The sequence below is a fragment of the Dinoroseobacter sp. PD6 genome (assembly GCF_028807315.1).
GTDB classification, from domain to species: domain Bacteria; phylum Pseudomonadota; class Alphaproteobacteria; order Rhodobacterales; family Rhodobacteraceae; genus Dinoroseobacter; species Dinoroseobacter shibae.
This window is the reverse complement of the sequence record NZ_JARAMN010000010.1, coordinates 59512-81274: the sequence shown is the minus strand read 5'-3', so window position 1 is coordinate 81274 and position 21763 is coordinate 59512. Positions and strand designations below refer to the sequence as shown.

Below are 21763 nucleotides of genomic sequence, written 5' to 3'. Positions count from 1 at the left end.
TTATCCCGCGGTGGCCTTGCGCAGGCGGATCTCTTCCTGCCGGAGGGGCATCTTGTCGATCTGGCGGGTGATCTCGCGCACGGTCCAGGGGGACGGTTTGCGCAGCTTCACGCCGCCATCCTTGCCCACGATCACCATCATGAAGCCGCGCGGGCGCAGCTTGGTGCGCAATTCGGACTTCGCGTCGGGGTCGGTATCCACGATCACGACGACGTCGCGCACGGCGAGATCCTCGATCCGGGCCTCGAGCAGGGTCATCTGCTCGACGAAGCGGGGATCGGCGGGTGTGTCCGCAAACACCACGACCGGGCGCGCAACCCATAGAAAATCGTTCAAATTGACTTCACTTGCCTCGAGCGGCGGCCAGATCACGGGGATGTCGTCCGCCGCTGCCGCGCCTGACGCCGTCGTGAGAAGTCCAGCAATTACAAAGGGTATCAGTCGTTTCATGGTGCCTCCGGTTGCTCCGAATATATGCCGTGCAAACGGGATTTCTAAGCCCTCGATGCGCTTTTTGCCGCCCGGTAACGTTAATTCGTCCGGAAGGGTCGCTGCCTAATGTCTCTCGCGATGACATATCCTGCGCGTTTTGCGCCGGACCGAGGGATAATGAGGCGTATCTTGGACGTTATTCTGCATGTGGGCGCCCACCGGACGGGCACGACAAGTTTGCAACAGACGCTACGGCGCAATGCCTCGCGGTTGCGGGCAAGTTCGGTCGCGGTATGGGAGCCGAATGTCACGCGTGCGGCGCTCTTTGACGGGTTGGTCAAGGCCGCCGACCGGGTCACGCCGGAGGTGGCCGCGCAGGCCCGGGTGTCCAGCGCGCGGGTGCGCGGCGAACTCGACCGGCTGCGCGGGACCGGAATGCGGACCCTGATCGTGAGCGAAGAGAACATGCTGGGCGCGATCCCGGCTTGCGTGGCCAGCGGGCAGCTTTACCCGGATGCGGCACGGCGGATGGCGCGGTTCCGCCCGGCCTTCGGGGCGCAGTGTACGCGGATTGGCCTCGCCATCCGCAATTACGAACGGCACTGGACCTCGATGCTCGGCTTCACGGTCAAGCATGGCGGACGGGTGCCCGACCGGGACCGTCTGGGCACGCTGGTCGACCAGCCTCGCCGCTGGCGCGACGTGATCCGCGAGTTGCAGGTGGTGTTCCCCGGTGCCGAACTCGTGGTCTGGCCCTTCGAGGCGCTGGTGGATGTGCCGCATCTGCTGGTCTCCGGACTGACGCGGCGGGTGTTGCCCGCCCCGCTCGAGCCTGTGCCCTGCATCCACAACGCGTCGCCGGATGTGGCGCTCCTGCGCAAGGTGGTGGCCGAGGGCCCGTGCCCGCATCACCTGGCGCGCCTGCCGGAGGCAGGGCCCTGGCGCCCCTTCTCCGCGGCGCAGATCGCGCGGATGCGGGCGGCGTATGACGACGACATCGCATGGCTGCGCTCCGGTGCCGCCGGCGCGGTCACCTACATAGAGAGCCCCGAGTGCATCGCGGGCCTGACAGGACCAGAAAGAGGAGTGGACCATGACGAAAGGCAAAGACGCGTGGGCTGACCTCGCCGCCAAGGAGTTGCGCGGCAAGCCGTTGGAGACGTTGACCTGGAAGACGCTGGAGGGGATCGACGTCAAACCCCTCTATACCGCCGAGGACCTGGAGGGGCTCGACCATCTCGGCTCGGTCCCCGGTCAGGCGCCCTTCACGCGCGGGGTGAAGGCCACGATGTATGCGGGCCGCCCCTGGACGATCCGGCAATATGCGGGCTTCTCCACCGCCGAGGAGAGCAACGCGTTCTACCGCAAGGCCCTTGCCGCCGGGCAGCAGGGCGTGTCGGTGGCGTTCGATCTGGCCACCCACCGCGGCTATGACAGCGACCATCCCCGGGTGGAGGGCGATGTGGGCAAGGCCGGCGTGGCCATCGACAGTGTCGAGGACATGAAGATCCTGTTCGACGGCATCCCGCTCGATCAGGTGTCGGTCTCGATGACCATGAACGGCGCCGTGATCCCGATCCTCGCGAATTTCATCGTCACCGGCGAAGAGCAGGGCCATGACCGGTCTGTCCTGTCGGGCACGATCCAGAACGACATCCTCAAGGAATTCATGGTCCGCAACACCTATGTCTATCCGCCTGAGCCCTCGATGCGGATCATCGCGGACATCATCGAATACACCTCCGCCGAGATGCCGAAATTCAACTCGATCTCGATCTCCGGCTACCACATGCAGGAGGCTGGCGCGAACCTTGTGCAGGAGCTGGCCTTCACCCTGGCGGATGGGCGCGAATATGTCCGCGCCGCCATCGCGCGCGGCATGGACGTGGACAAGTTCGCCGGGCGGCTCAGCTTCTTCTTCGCCATCGGCATGAACTTCTTCATGGAAGCCGCCAAGCTGCGCGCGGCGCGGATGCTGTGGCACAAGATCATGTCCGAGTTCGAGCCGAAGAACCCCCGTTCGATGATGCTGCGTACCCATTGCCAGACGAGCGGTGTCTCCTTGCAGGAGCAGGACCCCTACAACAACGTGATCCGCACCGCTTACGAGGCGATGAGCGCGGTTCTGGGCGGGACGCAATCGCTGCATACCAACGCGCTGGACGAGGCGATTGCCCTGCCGACGGAATTCTCGGCGCGTATCGCCCGGAACACCCAGCTGATCCTGCAGGAAGAGACCGGCGTGACCAACGTGGTCGATCCGCTGGCGGGCTCTTACTACGTAGAAAGCCTGACCAACGAGCTGGCCGAGAAGGCCTGGGCCCTGATCGAGGAGGTCGAGGAACTGGGCGGCATGACCAAGGCCGTGGCCTCTGGCATGCCCAAGCTGCGGATCGAGGAATCCGCGGCCCGACGCCAGGCGATGATCGACAAGGGCACGGAAGTGATCGTGGGGGTCAACAAGTACCGCAAGGACAAGGAAGACCCGATCGACATCCTGGAGATCGACAATGCCAAGGTGCGCGACGGGCAGGTGGCCCGGCTCGCGAAGATCCGCGCGGAGCGGGACGAGGCGGCCTGCGACTCGGCCCTGGTCGAGGTGGAGCGGTGCGCGGCTGAGGGGGGCAACCTTCTGGCCGCGGCGGTGGAAGCGGCTCGCGCGCGGGCCAGTGTGGGAGAAATCAGCATGGCGATGGAGAAGGTGTTCGGCCGCCACCGGGCAGAGGTGAAGACGCTCGCGGGCGTCTATGGCGCGGCCTATGAGGGCGATGACGGGTTCGCCGCCATCCAGAAATCGGTGGAGGAGTTCGCCGCCGAGGAAGGGCGCAGGCCCCGGATGCTCGTGGTCAAGATGGGCCAGGACGGTCATGACCGCGGCGCCAAGGTGATCGCCACCGCCTTTGCCGATATCGGGTTCGACGTGGATGTGGGGCCGCTCTTCCAGACCCCGGAAGAGGCCGCGCAGGACGCCATCGACAACGATGTGCACGTCATCGGCATCTCCAGCCAGGCCGCCGGGCACAAGACCCTTGCCCCCAAGCTGGTCGATGCGCTGAAGGCCCAGGGCGCGGGGGATATCCTGGTGATTTGCGGCGGGGTGATCCCGCAGCAGGACTACCAGTACCTCTATGACCGCGGGGTGAAGGCGATCTTCGGGCCGGGCACGAACATCCCCGAGGCGGCCCAGGACATCCTGCGCCTGATCCGGGAATCCCGGGCCGAAGCGGCCTGATCGGGCCGGTCTGTGTCGGGGGGGGGGCGGGGGCCCGCCGGGTCTGCGCGGCGCGGCCCGGCTCCGTCCGAAGCCGCAACCGACCGAGCGCCGCAGCCATGTTCGGGCCTTATGTCAGGAACGGGCGGATGCTTCCCTTGCGCCGTCTGGCACGGCCCTCCGGCTGAGACCTGCGCTCAGCTCTCGACCACCAGTTCCGGCCAGCGCGCCCGCACCACGTCACGGATCACCTGTGCGATCTGCAAGTAGGCCCCCGTGCGTCCCGCCCGGGTGCGCCAGACCAGGCCGACGGACCGCGCGATGGGTGCGCCGCTGAGACGGCGGACCACCACCTCCGCTCCGCGGCCCTCGATCTCCGACCGGACATAGAGCGCGGGCAGAAACGTGATCCCCATCCCCATCCCCACCATCTGGCGCAGGGCATCCAGCGACGTGCCCTCGTAGTCGCGCGCAAGCTGTGCGCCGGTCTGCTGGCAGATCGCGGTGATCTGGTCGTGCAGGTGGTAGGCGGGGCTGAGGCTCAGCACCTGCTCGCCCGCCAGATCCCGCGGCCGCAGCACCTCCTTGTCGAGCAGGGGGTGATCGGCGGGCAGGGCCAGCAGCAACGGTTCGCGGAACAGCCGCGCGGTGGTGTAATCGGCCCCGGTCACCGGCAGCTGCGTCAGGATCACGTCATGCTCGCCGCGCGCGAGGTCCTGTTCCAGCAGCCGTGGCGCATCCTCGCGAATGTAGATCCGCAGGTCCGGGTGCGCCGCGTGGAGCGCGCCGACCACATGGGGCAGCAGGTAGGGCCCCAGCGTCGCCTTGGCCCCCAGCCGGATGGTGCCGACCACCCCGTCGCGCGCGGTGCCCGCGAAATCGACCAGGCTCTGGACATCGTCGAGGATGCGCCGGGCGCGCAACACGACCTCCCGGCCGACCTGGGTCAGGCGCACGCCGCCGCGCCCACGCTCCACCAGGGCAACGCCCAAGGTGTCCTCCAGGTTCTGGATCTGTGCGCTCAGGGACGGTTGGGTCACGCCGACCCGTTCGGCGGCGCGCCGAAAATGGGCCGTTTCCTCGATCGAGACGAGGAATTGCAATTGTCTGAGGGTGGGGCCGGCCATGGGGTGCCTTTGATAGGAATAAACTATCAAAATTTCTTAAGCCATCGGCTTTTTATTTTCAATACCGGTCGCATATTCCTAACCATCGAAGGCGGCAACGCCACGGGAGGTAACGATCTTGTCCACGTCCTTCATGTTTCCTCATGTCGGGCAGGATTGGAACCGAGATACGGGCCACGACCAGAGGAGAGTTCCTTTCCTCTAGGCCTGTGCCGTCCTCTGGACGGCTGAGGGTCGCGCCACATCCGGGGCCGTGGCGCGACCCTTTTATTTAGATTGCCCCAGCTGCCTACACAGCTAGGTACTAACCAGACGCGGTGCAGCCCTGTACCCCAACTATAGAACGTGTGCCCATGCCCCGGCTCCTGACTCTTGTTCCCGCAGCTCTGATGGCTCTGACCGCGGCGTGGTTCGCGCAGTTCATCCCCCAGGTCGCCTCCGGAGAGATCCTGACCTGGTCGCGGCCCTGGATTCCCGGCCTCGACATCGAGGTCGCCTTCCTGCTGGATGGCCTGTCGATGCTATTCGCGCTGATGGTGACGGGGATCGGTGCGATCATCTTCCTCTATTCCGCGGTCTATTTCAAAGGGCATCCGAAGCTGACCATGCTTCTGACGCTTCTGTTCCTGTTCGCGGTGTCCATGCTGGGCATGGTGCTGGCCGACGACATGGTCACCTTCTTCGTGTTCTGGGAGGGCACGACGATCACGTCCTTCCTGCTCGTGGGTTTCGACCACGAGAAAACCAAGGCGCGCGACAACGCTCTGCAGGCGCTGCTGGTCACGGGGCTGGGTGGTCTGGCCTTGTTGGCGGGGCTGATCCTGCTGGGGGCTGAGGCTGGCACCTTCCGGATCTCCGAGATGAACGCGGCGGCGGGCGCGATCCAGGCTTCGGCCATGTATGTGCCGATCCTGGTGCTGGTCTTCATCGGGGCGTTCACGAAATCCGCGCAATTTCCCTTCCACTTCTGGTTGCCGGGGGCCATGGCGGCCCCGACGCCCGTGAGCGCTTATCTGCACTCGGCAACCATGGTGAAGGCGGGGATCTACCTGCTGGCGCGGTTCACCCCGGCCTTGGGCGGCACGGAAGTGTGGTTCTGGACCCTGACCATCGTCGGTGCGATCACCATGGTCTGGAGTTCGGTGCTCGCGCTCAAGCAGACCGACCTGAAGCTGATGCTCGCCTATACCACGGTCATGGCACTTGGCGCGCTGACCATGATGCTGGGTGGCGGGACGCGTTACGCGGTGATGACCGTTTCGGTCTTCCTGGTGGTGCACGCACTTTACAAGGCCGCGCTGTTTCTCACCGTGGGGCTCATCGACAAGGGCACCGGCACGCGGGAGGTCGGGCAACTCGGCGGGCTGCGACGGGAAATGCCGATCACCTTCTGGATCGCCATTCTGGCGGCCCTGTCCATGGCCGGCCTGGCGCCCTTTGTCGGCTTCATCGGCAAGGAGCTGATGTACGAGGCCGCCCTCGGGGTCGAGACCGAGCCGCTCTTCGTGGTGACCGCGGCGCTCCTTGCCAATGCCAACATGGTGGCGGCGGCGGCCCTCGTGGCGATCTCGCCCTTCTTCGGCGCGCGCGTTGCGCCGCCCAAGTCACCCGCGGACCCGACCCCGTGGCTCTGGATCGGTCCGGCGCTCCTGGCGGCGCTGGGCCTTGCTTTCGGGCTTGTGCCGGCCTTGATCGATGGTCCGATCATCACCCCGGTGGTGCAGTCCATCCTGCCGGGCGAGGAGGCGGTGTATCTCAAGCTCTGGCACGGGGTGAATCTGCCACTGATGCTGTCGATCCTGACCTTTGCCCTGGGCTTTGCGCTCTATTACGGGCGGGACAAGATCCGCGGCTCGCTGCAGAGCGCGAATTTCACCGGCGGGCTGGATGCCAACGACACCTACAATCTGCTTCTGACCTCCTTCAAGCGCTTCGCGGCCTGGTCGGCGCGGACCGTGCAGGGCGGCAAGATGACGGTCTATCTGCGCACGGCCTTCGCGGTGCTGGCACTTCTGATGTGGGGCGCGCACCTGGCCTCGCGGGATGCGTTCAACCCGCCGGTCGAGGGCATCGCGCTGATCCCGATGGTGATCTGCCTGTTGATCGCGGTGTCGGCGGCGGTGGTGCTGACCACGGGCTCGCGGCTCTACGGCCTCACCGCCCTGGGCATCACCGGGGCCGGGGTCGCGATCCTGTTCGTGTTCTATTCGGCCATCGATGTGGCCATCACCCAACTGCTGGTCGAGATGCTGGTGGTGATCATCCTCGCCGTGGCGCTGGTCAAGCTGCCCAACATGCCACGGGAGCCGAATTTCCGCGCCGGTGACGCGCTGATCGCCACGGCGCTCGGGCTGGGCGTGGCCTTCGTGGTCGCCTCGGTGCTGATGCAGCCCTTCGATCCGCGTATCAACGAGTTTTTCAACGCCGCAAGCTACCCCGAGGCGCTGGGCCGCAACGTGGTCAACGTGATCCTGGTGGACTTCCGGGCGCTGGATACCCTGGGCGAGGTGGCCGTGGTGCTAGTCGCCGCGATCTCGGCGGCGGCGGCCCTGACCGCGGGGCTGCGTGCCGGGCGAAAAGAGAAAGAAGAATGAATTCCACGATCCTGAGAACCGCGACGCGGGTGCTTGTCCCGCTGTTCCTGCTGATGTCGCTGCTGATCCTGTGGCGCGGCCACAATGCGCCCGGAGGGGGCTTCATCGGTGGCCTGATGGCGGTGATCGCCGTGGCGCTCTATGCGCTGGCCGAGGGCGTGGCCGAGGCGCGGCGGTTCCTGCGGCTCGACGCGCTGTCGCTGGCGGGGCTGGGGCTGTCGATGTCCATCGCGGGCGGGCTCTGGGGTGCGGCGGTGGGCGGCGCCTTCCTGCAAGGGGTCTGGCCATTCTACGGCTACGTGCCCGGCGAAGGCACGTCGGGCTGGCCGGTGGGGTCGATCCTGCTGTTCGATACGGGGGTGTTCGTGACCGTGCTGGGCGCGGTCTGCGCGATCCTGTTCGCGCTCGAAGACGCGGTCGATGCCGAGCCGCAAGAGGACCAGCGCTGATGGAACTGGTCATTGCCGCCCTGGTGGGCTTTCTCGTGGCCGGGGGCGCCTACCTGATGATGAGTGGGCAGCTCATCCGGTTCCTGTTCGGACTGGTGCTGCTGTCCAACGCGGCCAACCTGGGCATTTTCGCCTCCGGGCGGCTGACCTACGCGACACCGCCCTTCGTGCCCGAGGGGTCCACCGCGACCGCCGTGACGGCGGCCAACGCGTTGCCGCAGGCGCTGATCCTGACGGCGATCGTGATCGGCTTCGGCCTGCTGGCCTTTGCGCTGGCGCTGGCCTTCCGCGCCTGGCAGAGCCTCGGGACGGTGGAGATGGACGCGATGCGCGCCTGTGAACCGCTGGAGCCGCCGACCCCGCCCGTGGCCAGTACGCCGACCCCGGTCACGGGCAGTCGCAGGGAGGCCGCGGAATGATCCTCGTCTGGCCCATCGTCATCCCGATGATCACGGCGGTGATCACACTGCTCTTGCGCAAGACCGCGCTGGCCTATCACGTGTCCCTTCTGGGGTCCGTGGCGCTGCTCGGCTCTGGGCTGATCCTGTTGCGGGCGGTGCTGACCGGTGGCCCCATGGCCGCGCAGATGGGCGGCTGGGAGGCACCGTTCGGCATCACGCTCTTTGCCGATATCCTGTCGGCGGCGATGGTGGTCATCGCGGGCATCGTGGCGGTGGCGGTGATCGTCTACAGCCGGTTCGACGTGACCGAGGATGAAAAGCGCGTGGGCTTTCATGCCCTGAGCCATGCCCTGCTCGTCGGGGTCTGCGGTGCGTTCCTGACCGGCGATATCTTCAACCTCTATGTCTGGTTCGAGGTGATGCTGATCGCGTCCTTCGGCCTGCTGGTGATCGGCGGGCGGCGGGACCAGATCGATGCGGCGGTAAAATATGTCGGCCTGAACCTGGTGGCCACGCTCGCCTTCCTGACCGGCGTCGGGATCCTCTATGGCGCGGCGGGCACGCTGAACATGGCCGACCTGCACCTGGTGCTCGCGGACCGGCAGTCCGAGACCGCCGTGCTGGCCTCCGCGGCGCTCTTGCTGTTCGCGTTCGGGGCCAAGGCCGCGATGTTCCCGGTCTTTGCCTGGCTGCCCGCGTCCTATCACACGCCGGCCTTTGCGACCTCGGCGCTTTTTGCGGCGCTGCTGACCAAGGTGGGGGTCTATGCGCTCCTGCGGGTGTTCACGGTGGTCTATGACGGCGGCGGCGGCTTCATCCAGCCGATCCTGCTGATCGGTGCGGTGCTGACCATGGTGATCGGCGTGCTCGGGGCCGCGGCGCAGAACGATGTGCGTCGCATCCTGTCGTTCCACATCATCAGCCAGATCGGCTACATGGTTCTGGGCCTTGCCCTCTTCACGCCTTTGGCGATCATCGGGGCGATCTTCTACCTGTTCCACCATATCATCGTGAAGGCGAACCTGTTCTTCGTGGCGGGCCTGATCAAGCTGAAGGCCGGGTCGGAGGAGCTCGACAAGATCGGCGGGTTGCTGAAGGCCTCGCCCCTGCTGGCCATCCTGTTCCTGATCCCCGCGCTCAGCCTCGCGGGCATCCCGCCGCTCTCGGGTTTCTGGGCGAAGTTCATCATCGTGCAGGCGAGCCTGGAGGCGCGCGACTGGTGGGTGGCGCTGGCAGCCCTGGCCGTGGGGCTGATCACGCTCTTCTCGATGACGAAGATCTGGCTCGCGGCCTTCTGGAAGGATCATCCGGACGCGGCCTTCGCCAAGGGCCCCGTCATGCCGCGCAGCATGACCGCCCCGATCGCGGTACTGGCGGTGATGACGGTGATCATCGGTCTCGGCGCCGGGCCGCTCTATACCGTGGCCGAGGAGGCGGCGATCACGCTGCTGGATCCGCTGGCTTATGTCGAGGTCGTGCTGGGGCCCGAGGTGGCCGAGACCGCCCGGGCCGAGCGGGCGGCGACCCAACTGGCGGAGGTGTCGCAATGAAGCTGGTGCTGCGGATCTATTACTCGATCAATCTCTTCGTCTATTTCCTCTACGAGCTGGTGGTCTCCAGCGTGCAGGTGGCCTGGGACGTGCTGACGCCCGAGATGAAGGCGCGGCCCGTCCTGGTGGTCGTCCCGCTCGACGCCAAGACGGACCTGGAATTGATGCTGACCGCCAATATCATCTCGCTCACGCCCGGAACGCTGTCCATCGATCTGAGCGCCGATCGCACCGAGTTGCTCGTGCATTCGATGTTCGGGGCCAAGGATCCGGAGGGCGAGATCGCGGCCATGAAACACGGGATCGAACGGCGCGTTCTGCGCGCGACACGGGGGGTGCATCTTGCTTGAGTTCTTCAGTTCGCTGCTGATCGAGACCCGGCAGACCGGGCCGCTGGGCGTGGCGGTGCTGCTGTCTTTCGTGATGGTGGTCGCGGCCCTGGTGCTGTCGACCATCCGCCTGTTGCGCGGCCCGACCCTGCCCGACCGGGTGGTGGCCCTCGACCTGATCTCGATCCTTCTGGTGGCGCTGCTGACGCTGTTCGCGATCTCCAGCCAGGTGGACGCCTATCTCGACGCCGCCATCGTGCTGGCGCTGGTCGCCTTTCTCGGGACCGTGGCGCTGGCGCGGTTCGTGCTGCGCTCGGGGCGCAACTACAAGAGCGGTACGCCGATGCCCCCGGGGGAGGAGCGGCCATGACCTTGCTGGAATGGATCGCCGCGGCGCTGCTGGTGGGGGGCGGGTTCTTCTCGCTGATCGCGGCCTTGGGCGTGGTGCGGATGCAGGATGTGTATATCCGCATGCATGCCTCGACCAAGGCGGGCACCTTGGGCGTGGGCATGATCGCCGGCGCGGTCGCCCTGCTGACCAGCGGCGAATCCGTGGCCAAGGAAATCGTGATCATCCTGTTTCTGCTCTTCACCGCGCCCATCGGCGCCCATGTGATCGCGCGCGCGGCCTTTCAGTCGCGGGTGCCGCTCTGGGGTGAGAAGCCGGAGGACATCAACCGCGACAACTTCAAATGCGAGAATGGCCAGGACTGAGCCGACATATCGGCTCGACCACCTGGCCATCGCCGCCGAGACGCTGGCCGAGGGCGTGGCCTGGGCCGAGGCGCGGCTGGGCTGCGCGCTGGCCGGGGGCGGGGCCCATGCGGCCATGGGCACCCATAACCGTCTTTTGTCGCTCGGCCCGGACCTCTATCTCGAAGTGATCGCCATCGACCCGGAGGCCCCGCGGCCGCCCCATCCGCGCTGGTTCGGGCTGGACCGGTTTACCGGCCCGCCCCGGCTGCATGCCTGGGTCGTGGCGGTGGACGATATCGCCCATGCGCCCGCGGCTGCGGGCCGCCCCCTCGCCCTGGCCCGCGGGGACTTGCGCTGGCAGATGGCGGTGCCGGAGGCGGGCGCGCTGCCCTTCGACGGGGTGCATCCTGCCGTGATCGCGTGGGAGGGGGCGGGCCATCCCGCGCCGCGCCTGCCCGACCAGGGCCTGCGGCTCACCTCGCTCACCGTCTCGCACCCGGAGGCCGCGACCCTGCGAACCACGCTCGCCCCCCTTGGCGACCCGCGCGTGACCCTGACCACGGGTGCGTCCGGTCTCAGCGCGCGCCTGTCCGGCCCGCGAGGCGAGATCCTGCTGTGATCCGCCCGGCGACGCAGAACGACGCGGCGCAGATCGCGGCCCTCTGGTCCGCCCTGATCCGGGACACCACGGTCACCTTCAACAGCCACGAGAAGACCGCCGCCGACATCACAGCGCTCCTGGCCGACAAGGCCGCCGCCGACCAGCCCTTCCTCGTGGCCCTCCACGCAGGCCGGGTCGCGGGGTTTGCCACCTACGGCCCCTTCCGCAACGGCCCCGGCTACGCCCGCACGATCGAGCATTCGATCCTGCTCGACACCGCGGCGCGCGGGCAGGGGCTCGGCCGCGGGTTGATGTCCGCCCTGGAGGATCACGCAAGGGCGCGGGGCATGCACACGCTCTGGGCCGGGGTGAGCGGCGAGAACCCCGCGGGCGTCACCTTCCACCGTCATCTGGGCTTTGCCGAGGTCGCCACCCTCCGGGAGGTCGGCTTCAAGTTCGGCCGCTGGATCGACCTTGTGCTGATGTGCAAACGGCTGTGATCCGGGCGGGGTGCGACACTTGTCCCCTGACGGTCGCCCCGTCCTTCCGGTAGCCTGCGGCCCATGTCACTCTGGACCCGCATCGCTGACGCCATTTCGGCCTATCGCTCCGGCGAAAACCTGTCTTCGGTGTTCGAGAAACTGCGCTCTCCACCCGAGCGGAGCGTGGCCTTCACCATCGCGGTGATCGCGCTGAGCGCCAAGATGGCCAAGGCCGACGGGCTGGTCACCCGGGACGAGGTGACGGCCTTCCGCGAGGTGTTCACCATCGCGCCCGCCGACGAGCCCCACGCCGCCAAGGTGTTCAACCTGGCGCGCCAGGACGTGACCGGGTTCGAGATCTACGCCAGCCGGATCGCCGAGATGTTCGCCGACGATCCCGACACGCTGACCGATCTGATGGAGGGGCTCTTTCACATCGCCATGGCCGACGGCACCTACCACCCTGCGGAGAACGCCTTTCTGGCCGAGGTGGGCGAGATTTTCGGGCTGAGCGAGACCTGTTTCCGCCGCCTGCGCGCGCAGCATGTGCCCGACGCGGTGCCAGACCCCTATGACATCCTCGGGATCGCCCCCGACGCTCCGCTGGCAGAGGCCCGCAAGGCCTGGCGCGCGCTGGTGCGCGAAACCCATCCCGACCGGATGATGGCAAGGGGCGTGCCCGAAGAGGCGGTCAAACTCGCCGAGCGCAAGCTCATCGCGATCAACCGCGCCTGGGAAGAAATCCAGCAGGTGAAATCCGCCTGAGGCCCGCCCCGGTGGCCTCGCGGCGGCGCCTGCGCTAGACTTGGGCCAAGGAGAGTCCCCATGCGCCGTCTTGTCGTGATCTTCGCCCTGCTTCTGGCCGCGCCGATGCCCGTCGCGGCGCAAACCGAGTCCGACGAGGTGCAGGAAGGGCTCGACCTGCTCACCGAGGGGGCGCGTCGTCTGCTCGAAGAGTTGACCGAGGAGCTCTCGCCGTTTCTGCGGCAACTGGAGATGCAGCTCGACGAGTTGCAGGCCTATGAGGCGCCCGAGATCCTGCCCAATGGCGACATCCTGATCCGCCGCAAGCCCGACCCGGAGGGCGCGCCCAGGCCGCCCGAGCCCGCCCCCGAGGGCGAAGAAGACGCCCCAATCGACCTCTGATCCGGCCCGGCCAGCCTCAGATCAGCACGCGCGGCTCGGCTTCCAGCGCGGCAGCGAGGGACTTGAACCGGGCCTGGGCGACCTCCCCGAACAGATCGCGGGTCTCCACCGGCATGCGCAGTTCCAGCACCTTCTTTTTCGGGTAAAGCTTCAGCCGGCCCATCTTGCTGGGATCCTGCGCGGCCAGCATCGCGCCGAACCGCATGGCCTTGCCCAGCACCTCGGCCTTCTTCTGGTCCTTCTCCGGTAGCAGTTCGAAGAAATGCTCGAACCGGCTGCCGGAGCGGCTGTTCTTGTAGCGGTGCAGCAGCGCAAGCCCGAGGAAGATCCGCTCCGAATGGGACAGCCCGCCGAGATTGGCCCGCGTGGCGGTGTCGAAGCACACCTCCGCCCGGTAGTCCGGATGCGCGCGCCAGCTGATGTCATGCAGCAGGCAGGCCGCCTTGATCAGCCGCCGCCCGCTGGCTTTTTCCGACGAAAACAGCGGCTTGAGAAACTCGTACAGCCCCCTGCCGAAGCCCGGAATGCGGGAGGACTGCGCCTCCATGTAGCGGCAGGCCTCGATCAGCGGGTCGCGGTTGCGCAGCTTCTGCGGCATCTGCTCGTAAAGCAGACCCTCGCGGATCCCGTAGGCCGAGACCGCGATTTCCTTGGGTCGGAAGGTGCGGATCAGGGGCCCGAGCACCTGTGCCGCCTCCGGCAGCAGGGACATCCGCGCCTCGCCGATGCCGGACATGGCGCGCAGCGCCTCGGGCGTGGTGTTCTGGATCATCGCGATGGTTTCGGAGACCGCGCGCGGGCTCATGCGGTACTCATGCAGCACGGCCAGCGGGTACTCGCGGCGGATCATGTCCAGCCGCGCGATGGCCCGCCAGGAGCCGCCCACCAGGAACAGCCGGTCGTAGCTGCCGTCGATCCGGGCGCGCAGAGTGTCGAGTTCGGACCGGATATGGGCCTTCAGCCCCTTCTTGCCCCCGGGCACGTCGCGCAGCTTCAGCGGGCCGAGGGCCGAGGTTTCGCGCTTGCCGACCTGCCCCTCCGACAGCTCCGCCAGTTCCAGGGACGAGCCGCCGATATCGCAGACCAGCCCCGTGGCCCCGGGCCAGCCCAGCAACACGCCCTGCGCACTGAGGCGGGCTTCTTCGGCGCCGTCGATAACCCAGAGGCGGAGGCCGGTCTCCTGCGTCAACTCCTCCCTAAACGCAGGACCGTCCTCCGCCTCCCGCATTGCAGCTGTTGCAACAGCTACCAGCGGGGACACGTTCATGGATTGCGCCAGCAGGACAAACCGCTTCATCGCATCCATGGCCCGGATGCGGCCCTCTGGATTGAGCCGCCCGGACTGGCTCAGGCCGGCCCCGAGGCCCGCCATCACCTTTTCATTATAAAAATACGCGGGCGACCGCGCCGCCCCGTCAAATACCACCATCCGGACCGAGTTTGATCCGACGTCGATGACACCCACCCGGCCCAAGGCCTGAGCAGACGGGTCTTCGAACAACGCCTTTCCGAACGGTCCCCAGTCTTCGTCTTGCACGGGATCTCCGCTCGCTCCCCACTCGCTCGCCGGGTGACCGTAGTCAAACAGGCGCAGTTCCGTCAATTCCTTTTCCGCCGATTTGCGCGCCGGTCAGTCCCTGGAATGGGTCAGTTCCGGCACATCCGACGCCCCGGCGGACCCGCGGCCCGACAGCGACGGGTTTTCCATGAAGAACCGGTGGCAGCTGAAGAGCGGCTCGTCCGGGCGCTCGGTCTCGCGCTGGAACGAGCCATCGGGCGACAGAACCCAGCTCTGCGCGGTGTCGGCGAGGTTGGCGGCCATGATCTGGCTGACGATCTGGGCCTTCACGGTGGCGTTCTTGATCTCGACCAGGGTCTCGACCCGGCGGGTCAGGTTGCGCCCCATCCAGTCCGCCGAAGAGATGAAGACCCGCGCCTTCTTGGCCGGCAGGCCGTGACCGTTGCCGAAACAGACGATGCGGGAGTGTTCGAGAAACCGGCCCACCACGGATTTCACCCGGATATTCTCCGACAGGCCCACGACACCGGGCCGCACGCCGCAAATGCCCCGGACCACCAGGTTGATCTTCACGCCGCGGTTCGACGCATCGTACAGCGCGTCGATCACGTCCGGCTCGATGATCGCGTTCATCTTGGCCCAGATCTCCGCCGGGCGCCCGGCCTCCGCATGGGCGGCCTCGGCGCCGATCAACTCGATCAGACGGGCCTTCATCATCGTGGGCGAGATGGCGAGGTTTTCCAGGGTCTCGGGCTCGGCATAGCCGCCGATATAGTTGAACACCTTGGTGGCATCGCGCCCCAGCGCGTCGTCGCAGGTGAAAAAGCTCAGGTCGGTGTAGATCCGCGCGGTGATCGGGTGGTAGTTGCCGGTCCCGTAATGGGTATAGGTGACCAGCTTGTCGCCCTCCCGCCGGACCACGGTGCTGATCTTGGCGTGGGTCTTGTAATTGATGAACCCGTAGACCACATGCGCGCCCGACCGTTCCAGTTTGCGCGACTGGCGGATGTTCGCGGCCTCGTCGAACCGGGCCTTGAGCTCCACCAGCGCGGTGACGGACTTGCCGTTCTCGGCCGCCTCGCATAGCGCGTCGACGATCGGGCTCTCGTTCGAGGTGCGGTAGAGGGTCTGCTTGATCGCCACCACGTTGGGATCGCGCGCGGCCTGGGCGAGAAACCGGATCACCATGTCGAAGGTCTCGTAAGGATGGTGCAGCAGCATGTCCTTCTGGCTGATCGCGGCGAACATGTCGCCGTCGAAATCCTGCACGCGCTCGGGCACCCGCGGGGTGAAGGAGGGCCATTGCAGGTCGCGGCGGGTGTCCAGCACCAATTCGTTGAGGTCCGACAGCCCGATCAGCCCGTCGATCTCGATGATTTCCTCCTCGGTGACGCGCAGTTCCTGCACGATCACGTCGCGCAGGGATTTCGGCGCGTTGGCCGACAGTTTCAGCCGCACGACCTCGCCCCGGCGGCGGCGTTTCAGCGCCACCTCGAATTCGCGCACCAGGTCCTCGGCCTCGTCCTCCACCTCCAGGTCGCTGTCGCGCAGCACCCGGAAGGCGCAATGCCCCTTCACCCGGTAACCCGGGAACAGGTCCGGGATCTTCTGCAACAACAGCTCTTCGAGCGGCAGGAACCGCTGGGTGCCGTCCACCTCGGGCAGTTGCAGGAAGCGGTCGATCTGCGCCGGGATCGGCAGCAGCGCCTGAAGCCCCCGCTTGTCGCGGCTGCGCTCCAGCTGCAGGGCGAGCGAGAAGCCCTCGTTGGGGATGAACGGGAAGGGATGCGCGGGGTCGATGGCCAGCGGCGACAGGACCGGAAACACATGGGACATGAACACCGCGTCGATCCGCGCCAGATCGCTCTTGGTCAACTGGTCGCGGGTCAGCACGTCGATCTTCTCGTCATGCATTTCCCTCAGCAGGGCATCCAGCGTCGTCTGCTGGGTCTCCATCAGCTTGCGCGCATCGGCGTTGATCAGCACCAGCTGCTCTTCGGGCGTGCGGCCGTCCGCGGCGGGGGTGTGATTGCCCTCGCGGGCCAGCTCGCGCAGCCCGGCCACGCGCACGGAATAGAATTCGTCCAGATTGGTGGCCGAGATCGACAGGAATCGCACCCGCTCCAGCAACGGCACCCTGGGGTTCGCGGCCTCCTCCAGCACGCGGAAGTTGAACGCCAGCCAGCTCAGCTCGCGGTTGAAGAAGCGGCCGGGGCCCATGCGCTCTTCGTCGGGCAGGGTGATCGCGGGCGGAAAGGGGTCGGTCAGGAAATTGGCGTATGTCATGGGCTGTCTGTCGCCTCGTGATGTGACGGTGGGATCACCCTAGCCGGGCGCGCGGTCGAGAGAGGTCAGGATTTCCGCCGCCAGGGCGGTGCCGATGGCGCGGCGCTCGCTCAGGGCGCGGTGGTCCAGTTCGGCCACGACCGCGCGGGCGGCGGCAAAGGACCGCTCCATCCGGATGAGCAGGAAGGGGATCAGGTTGGGCGGCGGCGCGATCTGCCGATCCTCGAACAGCTTGGCCAGCAGCGCGCCCAGCAGCGCGTCGTCCGGCGCCGACAATTGCGCCAGCGGCATCGCCTGCAAGCGGCTGGCCAGGTCGGGCAGGGCTATGGACCAGCGCGCGGGCGGCGCGGCCCCGGTGATCAGCAGCGCGCCCTCGGCCTCCGCCGCAAGCCGGTTGTGCAGATGAAACAGCGCCTCCTGAGCCTCACCCATCCCGAAAAGCTGATCGGCATCCTCGATGGCCACCTGCGCGGGTAGCTCCGCCACCATGTCGAGCGTCAACAACCGGGCAGGCAGGGTCTCCGCCCGGGCCTTGGCGGCCCAGATCTGCGCCAGGTGGGTCTTGCCCGAGGCCGGCGGGCCGCACAGCACCAGCCGCGGCGCGGGCCATTCGGGCCACGCGTCGATGCGTGCCAGGGCCTCGGCGTTGCAGGGCGCTGCGATAAAGTCCGCGCGGCCTAGGGCGGGCCAGGCAGGCAGGGGAAAGGCGAGCTGTTGCGGCGCGCTCATCGGGCCTCTTCATCCGGCGGTGGACGACTGCCCGACAGGCCGCGATAGAGCAGCCCGCCCCGATACTGCCCGATGGCGAAGCGCACCAGCACCCCGATCATGGCCGAAACCGGCACCGCGACCAGCATACCGACGAAGCCGAAGGCCGTCCCGAACGCCGACAGCGCAAAGAGCAGCCAGACCGGGTGCAGCCCGACCGAGTCGCCCACCAGTTTCGGCGTCAGGTAATTGCCCTCGATCATCTGGCCGAGGATGAAGATCAACGCCACCGCCACGATCCAGCCCGGATCGCCCCAGAACTGGAAGATCGCCAGGCCAATGGACAGCGTTCCGCCCACCAGCGATCCGACATAGGGAATGAAAGTCAGCAGCCCCGCCACCGCGCCCACCACCAGGCCGAATTGCAGCCCCACCAGCATCAGCGCGATGGAATAGAAGGTGCCCAGGATCAGGCACACGGTCAGCTGGCCCCGCACGAACCCGGCCATGACCCCGTCGACCTCGCCGGCCAGCTTGCGGATCGTGGCCTTGTGATCGAGCGGCAGCAGATCGTCGATTCGCGCCACCATGTTGTCCCAGTCCAGCAGCAGGTAGAACGCCACCACCGGGCAGACGATGATGAAGATCACCGCGTTGATCACCCCGAGGGCCGAGGCGAAGACCTTGTTGACCAGCTCGCCCGAGCGCGAGCGGATCATCTCCCCCAGGGTGGCGAGGGATTCCCGGATGGTGCTCTCGGGATCGTTCAGGCTGGGAAAGCGTTCGGACAGGAAAGCCTGCAATTGCGACAGGATCTGCGGGATGGCCTCGCCCAGGGCGATCGTCTGCTGGATCAGCGTCGGGATGATCAGAAGGGCTGCGATGATGAACACGAACACCGCCACCAGCGCGATGATCGCGGTGGAGATCGTGCGGCTCAGCCCCATCGCCTCCAGCCGGTCGGCCACGGGGTCGAGGAAATATGCGATCGCGCCGCCCACCACGAAGGGCAGGATGACATCGCCCAGAAGCCACAGCAGCGCCAGGAAGACGAGCGCTGCGATGCTCCAGGACAGGACTTGTTGTCGAACAGGTAAGGCCAAGGGCGTGCTCCTTTGGAGTGTTCATCGCGCGCCCGGAGCGCAGTTTCAAGCCCGCGCAGGCAGTTTCCGGCCCCGAGGCGGGAACGGATTGCATCCTCGGGGGGTTGACCCGGCGATTGCCCCGGGCGCGGCCTGTGCCGGGGTCTTGGCGAAGGATGCCCCATGCGTTTGTCCCGTCTGCTGCCCTGCCTTGTTCTTCTGGCGCTGATCCTCGTGGATCTCCGCCTCCTCCAGGCGGTGGCCCAGACCTCATCCGCGCCCGCGCCCTCCGAAGAGGTGGTGGACACCGACCAGACCGTTTCCGTGGATGCGGGCATTGCCGATACGCAGATCGCGCGACGCTTGGCGGGCATTCTCGAGACCACCGGCTGGTATGACGACGTGACCCTGCGCGTGGAGGACGGCATCGTGTTCCTCGACGGCACCGTGACGACCGAACAACGGCGCGACTGGCTGCGCGATCTGGCCGCCAAGACCGACGGGGTGGTGGCCATCGTCAACCGGCTGCAACTGGACCAGGAGGTGCAGCTGACCCTCGACCCGATCGAGACCGAGATGCGCGCGCTCTGGGACCAGGCCGTCGCGGCGGCCCCGTCGATCCTGGCGGCGGTGCTGATCCTGCCGCTGGCGCTGCTGCTGTCGCGCCTTGTCGGGCGGCTGGCGCGCTGGATGCTGCGCGGGCGCGTGCGGTCGGCCTTTCTCGGCGATGTGCTCGCCCGCCTGATCGCGCTGCCGGTGTTCCTGATCGGGGTCTACGTGGTGCTCCAGGTGGCGGGCCTGACCCAGCTGGCGCTGTCGCTTATCGGCGGCGCGGGGATCGTCGGCATCGTCATCGGGTTCGCCTTCCGCGACATCGCCGAGAACTTCCTCGCCTCGCTGCTGCTGTCGATCCGCCAGCCCTTCCACCGCAACGACGTTGTCCGCGTGGGCGAGCATCTGGGGGTGGTGCATTCGATGAACACGCGCTCCACCGTGCTGGTCTCGCCCGAGGGCAACCATATCCAGATCCCCAATGCGCAGGTCTTCAAGACCACCATCGAAAACTACACCACCAGCGCCTCCCGGCGGGAGACCTTCACCGTGGGCGTGGGCTACGACGTGCCGATCTCGGAGGTGCAGGACATCATTCTGGAGGTGCTGCGCGGGCACGAGGCGGTGGTGCAGGACCCCGAGCCGATGGTCCTGGCCGACAGCCTGGGGGCGGCGACGGTCAACGTCATGGTCTATTTCTGGTTCGACGGGGCGCGGGTCTCGCCGATCAAGCTGCGCTCGGCCCTGATCCGCCGGGTCAAGCAGGCGCTGACCGAGGCCGGCGTGTCCATGCCCGACGAGGCCCGCGAGGTGATCTTCCCGCAAGGCATTCCGATCCACCAGGCCGACGCGCCCCCCACCGCCGCCCCCGCCCCGCCGCGCCCGGCCCCCGCGGCGCGGGAGACCGACGTGTCGGAGGCCGAAGGCGATCTGCAAACCGACCTCGTGGACCTTGACGCCCAGATGGCGGCGGAGGTCGAAGGCAGCGGCGAAGAGAACCTGCTGCGCGGCTGACCGGCCCGCCGGGTCCGGGCACTCTTGCCAAGCCCGCCGCCGTGGCGCAAAACCCCGTGAACTGTCTGCAAAGGTACCGCCATGCGCCTGTCCCGCTACTTCCTGCCCGTGCTCAAGGAAACCCCCGCCGAGGCCCAGATCGTCAGCCACCGGCTGATGCTGCGGGCAGGCATGATCAAGCAGGCCAGCGCGGGGATCTATTCCTGGCTGCCGCTGGGCTACAAGGTGCTGCGCCGGATCGAAGAGATCGTGCACGAGGAACAGCAGCGCGCGGGCCATATCCCCATGCTGATGCCCACCCTGCAATCGGCCGACCTGTGGCGCGAGAGCGGGCGCTACGACGATTACGGCCAGGAGATGCTGCGCATCACCGACCGGCACGGGCGCGACATGCTCTACGGGCCCACGAACGAGGAACTGATCACCGATATCTTCCGGTCGAACGTGGGCAGCTACAAGGACCTGCCGCTGACGCTCTATCACATCCAGTGGAAATTCCGCGACGAGGTCCGGCCCCGGTTCGGCGTGATGCGCGGGCGCGAGTTCCTGATGAAGGACGGGTATAATTTCGACCTAACCAAGGAGGCGGCGCTGCACGCCTACAACCGTCACCTGGTCAGCTATCTGCGCAGCTACGAGCGGATGGGGCTGCAGGCGATCCCGATGCGCGCCGATGGCGGCCCGATCGGCGGGGATTATACCCATGAATTCCTCGTGCTGGCCGAGACCGGCGAGAGCGAGGTGTTCTACGACGCCGAGATCACGGATCTCAGCTTCGGCGACCGACAGATCGACTATGACGATGTGGGCCAGTGCCAGGCGGTGCTGGAGGAGTTCACTTCCCGCTACGCCCGCACGGACGAGACCCATGACCCGGACGCCTTCGCCAAGGTGCCGGAGGCGCGACGCCGCTCCGCGCGCGGGATCGAGGTCGGGCAGATCTTCTATTTCGGCACCAAGTATTCCGACGCCATGGGCGCCACGGTGATCGACAAGGACCAGAATCAGGTGCCGGTGCACATGGGCAGCCACGGGATCGGGGTCAGCCGCCTGCTGGGCGCGATCATCGAGGCAAGCCATGACGACAAGGGGATCATCTGGCCCGAAGGGGTGACGCCGTTCCATTGCGGGATCGTGAACCTCAAGCAAGGCGATGCCGCGGCGGATGCGGCCTGCGAAGGGCTCTATGACGCGCTGACCAAGGCGGGGCTGGAGCCGCTCTATGACGACCGGAACGAGCGGGCGGGGGGCAAGTTCGCCACCATGGACCTCATCGGCCTGCCCTGGCGGATCACCGTGGGGCCGCGCGGGCTGAAGGCCGGGGTGGTCGAGCTGACCAGCCGCAAGACCGGCGAGAGCGAGGAGCTGTCGCCCGAAGCCGCGGTGGCCAAGGTCGTGGCGCGCTACGCAGGGGCCTGAGCCAAGGCTCTTGCAAGAGCCTTGCCAAGGATTTTCGGAAATCCTTGGTCCCGGCCCGACCGAGTGCGAGACAGACAGCCGCGGGGGGCGGTTGGGCCTGACCCGGCGGCCCGGTGCAACAGACCGCGGGATGGTCCCGGGCAAGGATTTTCGAAAATCCTTGGC

At 67.0% G+C, this 21763-nt stretch carries 21 protein-coding genes; 15 read left to right on the top strand and 6 right to left on the bottom strand.

What is annotated here, in order from left to right:
• Window positions 1-450 (bottom strand): DUF4174 domain-containing protein, encoded by a 450-nt coding sequence (locus PVW48_RS16020; protein ID WP_012177401.1) that lies wholly within the window; start codon window positions 448-450, stop codon window positions 1-3.
• Between the two features lie 159 nt (window positions 451-609).
• Here PVW48_RS16020 and PVW48_RS16015 point away from each other — a divergent pair, with 159 nt between their 5' ends.
• A complete protein-coding gene (locus tag PVW48_RS16015; protein ID WP_274582041.1) occupies window positions 610-1554 on the top strand; it encodes a hypothetical protein in 945 nt (314 codons plus the stop codon).
• Window positions 1526-3664 (top strand): methylmalonyl-CoA mutase, encoded by a 2139-nt coding sequence (scpA, locus tag PVW48_RS16010; RefSeq protein WP_274582040.1) that lies wholly within the window; start codon window positions 1526-1528, stop codon window positions 3662-3664. The genes PVW48_RS16015 and scpA overlap by 29 nt, the downstream gene beginning before the upstream one ends.
• A 176-nt stretch (window positions 3665-3840) precedes the next feature.
• Here scpA and PVW48_RS16005 read toward each other — a convergent pair whose 3' ends face one another.
• Window positions 3841-4770, bottom strand: coding sequence for a hydrogen peroxide-inducible genes activator (locus PVW48_RS16005; protein ID WP_274582039.1), 930 nt, complete (start codon window positions 4768-4770; stop codon window positions 3841-3843).
• Window positions 4771-5159: 389 nt separating this feature from the next.
• Between PVW48_RS16005 and mbhE the strand changes: the two genes are divergently transcribed.
• From mbhE to PVW48_RS15950, 11 genes are all read left to right on the top strand, one after another.
• A complete protein-coding gene (gene mbhE / locus PVW48_RS16000; protein ID WP_274582038.1) occupies window positions 5160-7364 on the top strand; it encodes a hydrogen gas-evolving membrane-bound hydrogenase subunit E in 2205 nt (734 codons plus the stop codon).
• Entirely contained in the window at window positions 7361-7813 is a 453-nt protein-coding gene (locus PVW48_RS15995) for an MnhB domain-containing protein (RefSeq protein WP_012177406.1), read from the top strand. Before mbhE ends, PVW48_RS15995 begins: the two co-directional genes overlap by 4 nt.
• A complete protein-coding gene (locus tag PVW48_RS15990) occupies window positions 7813-8232 on the top strand; it encodes a Na+/H+ antiporter subunit C (RefSeq protein ID WP_012177407.1) in 420 nt (139 codons plus the stop codon). Before PVW48_RS15995 ends, PVW48_RS15990 begins: the two co-directional genes overlap by 1 nt.
• Complete coding sequence (locus PVW48_RS15985) at window positions 8229-9764, top strand: Na+/H+ antiporter subunit D (RefSeq protein ID WP_274582037.1); 1536 nt, start codon at window positions 8229-8231, stop codon at window positions 9762-9764. Before PVW48_RS15990 ends, PVW48_RS15985 begins: the two co-directional genes overlap by 4 nt.
• Window positions 9761-10114, top strand: coding sequence for a Na+/H+ antiporter subunit E (locus PVW48_RS15980; RefSeq protein ID WP_274582036.1), 354 nt, complete (start codon window positions 9761-9763; stop codon window positions 10112-10114). Before PVW48_RS15985 ends, PVW48_RS15980 begins: the two co-directional genes overlap by 4 nt.
• On the top strand, window positions 10107-10463 hold the full coding sequence (locus PVW48_RS15975; RefSeq protein ID WP_012177410.1) for a monovalent cation/H+ antiporter complex subunit F: 357 nt from the start codon (window positions 10107-10109) through the stop codon (window positions 10461-10463). The genes PVW48_RS15980 and PVW48_RS15975 overlap by 8 nt, the downstream gene beginning before the upstream one ends.
• Entirely contained in the window at window positions 10460-10807 is a 348-nt protein-coding gene (gene mnhG / locus PVW48_RS15970) for a monovalent cation/H(+) antiporter subunit G (RefSeq protein WP_274582035.1), read from the top strand. Before PVW48_RS15975 ends, mnhG begins: the two co-directional genes overlap by 4 nt.
• Complete coding sequence (locus PVW48_RS15965; protein ID WP_274582034.1) at window positions 10794-11408, top strand: VOC family protein; 615 nt, start codon at window positions 10794-10796, stop codon at window positions 11406-11408. The genes mnhG and PVW48_RS15965 overlap by 14 nt, the downstream gene beginning before the upstream one ends.
• The gene (locus PVW48_RS15960; protein ID WP_274582033.1) at window positions 11405-11890 is read left to right on the top strand and encodes a GNAT family N-acetyltransferase; all 486 of its coding nucleotides are present in this window, start codon (window positions 11405-11407) and stop codon (window positions 11888-11890) included. The genes PVW48_RS15965 and PVW48_RS15960 overlap by 4 nt, the downstream gene beginning before the upstream one ends.
• A 63-nt stretch (window positions 11891-11953) precedes the next feature.
• On the top strand, window positions 11954-12637 hold the full coding sequence (locus PVW48_RS15955) for a molecular chaperone DjiA (RefSeq protein WP_012177414.1): 684 nt from the start codon (window positions 11954-11956) through the stop codon (window positions 12635-12637).
• 60 nt (window positions 12638-12697) lie between these two features.
• Complete coding sequence (locus tag PVW48_RS15950; protein ID WP_274582032.1) at window positions 12698-13018, top strand: AAA+ family ATPase; 321 nt, start codon at window positions 12698-12700, stop codon at window positions 13016-13018.
• Between the two features lie 16 nt (window positions 13019-13034).
• Here PVW48_RS15950 and PVW48_RS15945 read toward each other — a convergent pair whose 3' ends face one another.
• The 4 genes from PVW48_RS15945 to PVW48_RS15930 all read right to left on the bottom strand — a co-directional run bounded on the left by PVW48_RS15945 (window position 13035) and on the right by PVW48_RS15930 (window position 18634).
• Window positions 13035-14555 carry a Ppx/GppA family phosphatase gene (locus PVW48_RS15945; protein ID WP_274582031.1) on the bottom strand — a complete coding sequence of 507 codons (1521 nt, stop codon included), beginning with the start codon at window positions 14553-14555 and terminating at the stop codon, window positions 13035-13037.
• A 93-nt stretch (window positions 14556-14648) separates the two neighbouring features.
• Complete coding sequence (locus PVW48_RS15940; protein ID WP_012177417.1) at window positions 14649-16823, bottom strand: RNA degradosome polyphosphate kinase; 2175 nt, start codon at window positions 16821-16823, stop codon at window positions 14649-14651.
• A 39-nt stretch (window positions 16824-16862) separates the two neighbouring features.
• On the bottom strand, window positions 16863-17552 hold the full coding sequence (locus tag PVW48_RS15935) for a chromosomal replication initiator DnaA (RefSeq protein ID WP_274582030.1): 690 nt from the start codon (window positions 17550-17552) through the stop codon (window positions 16863-16865).
• A complete protein-coding gene (locus tag PVW48_RS15930; RefSeq protein ID WP_012177419.1) occupies window positions 17549-18634 on the bottom strand; it encodes an AI-2E family transporter in 1086 nt (361 codons plus the stop codon). The genes PVW48_RS15935 and PVW48_RS15930 overlap by 4 nt, the downstream gene beginning before the upstream one ends.
• Window positions 18635-18796: 162 nt before the next feature.
• Between PVW48_RS15930 and PVW48_RS15925 the strand changes: the two genes are divergently transcribed.
• Window positions 18797-20179: a mechanosensitive ion channel family protein gene (locus PVW48_RS15925; RefSeq protein ID WP_274582029.1), complete on the top strand. Its 1383-nt coding sequence runs from the start codon at window positions 18797-18799 to the stop codon at window positions 20177-20179.
• Between the two features lie 81 nt (window positions 20180-20260).
• Window positions 20261-21598, top strand: coding sequence for a proline--tRNA ligase (gene proS, locus PVW48_RS15920; RefSeq protein WP_012177421.1), 1338 nt, complete (start codon window positions 20261-20263; stop codon window positions 21596-21598).
• Window positions 21599-21763: the final 165 nt, after the last annotated feature.

Excerpts from the sequence above, each read along its gene's own strand:
- PVW48_RS15995 (WP_012177406.1), top strand. The coding sequence starts at position 7,361 with ATGAATTCCACGATCCTGAGAACCGCGACGCGGGTGCTTGTCCCGCTG.
- PVW48_RS15925 (WP_274582029.1), top strand. The coding sequence starts at position 18,797 with ATGCGTTTGTCCCGTCTGCTGCCCTGCCTTGTTCTTCTGGCGCTGATC.
- scpA (WP_274582040.1), top strand. The coding sequence starts at position 1,526 with ATGACGAAAGGCAAAGACGCGTGGGCTGACCTCGCCGCCAAGGAGTTG.
- PVW48_RS15965 (WP_274582034.1), top strand. The coding sequence starts at position 10,794 with ATGGCCAGGACTGAGCCGACATATCGGCTCGACCACCTGGCCATCGCC.
- PVW48_RS15980 (WP_274582036.1), top strand. The coding sequence starts at position 9,761 with ATGAAGCTGGTGCTGCGGATCTATTACTCGATCAATCTCTTCGTCTAT.
- mnhG (WP_274582035.1), top strand. The coding sequence starts at position 10,460 with ATGACCTTGCTGGAATGGATCGCCGCGGCGCTGCTGGTGGGGGGCGGG.
- PVW48_RS16005 (WP_274582039.1), bottom strand. The coding sequence starts at position 4,770 with ATGGCCGGCCCCACCCTCAGACAATTGCAATTCCTCGTCTCGATCGAG.
- PVW48_RS15950 (WP_274582032.1), top strand. The coding sequence starts at position 12,698 with ATGCGCCGTCTTGTCGTGATCTTCGCCCTGCTTCTGGCCGCGCCGATG.
- PVW48_RS16020 (WP_012177401.1), bottom strand. The coding sequence starts at position 450 with ATGAAACGACTGATACCCTTTGTAATTGCTGGACTTCTCACGACGGCG.
- mbhE (WP_274582038.1), top strand. The coding sequence starts at position 5,160 with ATGGCTCTGACCGCGGCGTGGTTCGCGCAGTTCATCCCCCAGGTCGCC.
- PVW48_RS15955 (WP_012177414.1), top strand. The coding sequence starts at position 11,954 with ATGTCACTCTGGACCCGCATCGCTGACGCCATTTCGGCCTATCGCTCC.
- PVW48_RS16015 (WP_274582041.1), top strand. The coding sequence starts at position 610 with ATGAGGCGTATCTTGGACGTTATTCTGCATGTGGGCGCCCACCGGACG.
- PVW48_RS15985 (WP_274582037.1), top strand. The coding sequence starts at position 8,229 with ATGATCCTCGTCTGGCCCATCGTCATCCCGATGATCACGGCGGTGATC.
- PVW48_RS15990 (WP_012177407.1), top strand. The coding sequence starts at position 7,813 with ATGGAACTGGTCATTGCCGCCCTGGTGGGCTTTCTCGTGGCCGGGGGC.
- PVW48_RS15940 (WP_012177417.1), bottom strand. The coding sequence starts at position 16,823 with ATGACATACGCCAATTTCCTGACCGACCCCTTTCCGCCCGCGATCACC.
- proS (WP_012177421.1), top strand. The coding sequence starts at position 20,261 with ATGCGCCTGTCCCGCTACTTCCTGCCCGTGCTCAAGGAAACCCCCGCC.
- PVW48_RS15935 (WP_274582030.1), bottom strand. The coding sequence starts at position 17,552 with ATGAGCGCGCCGCAACAGCTCGCCTTTCCCCTGCCTGCCTGGCCCGCC.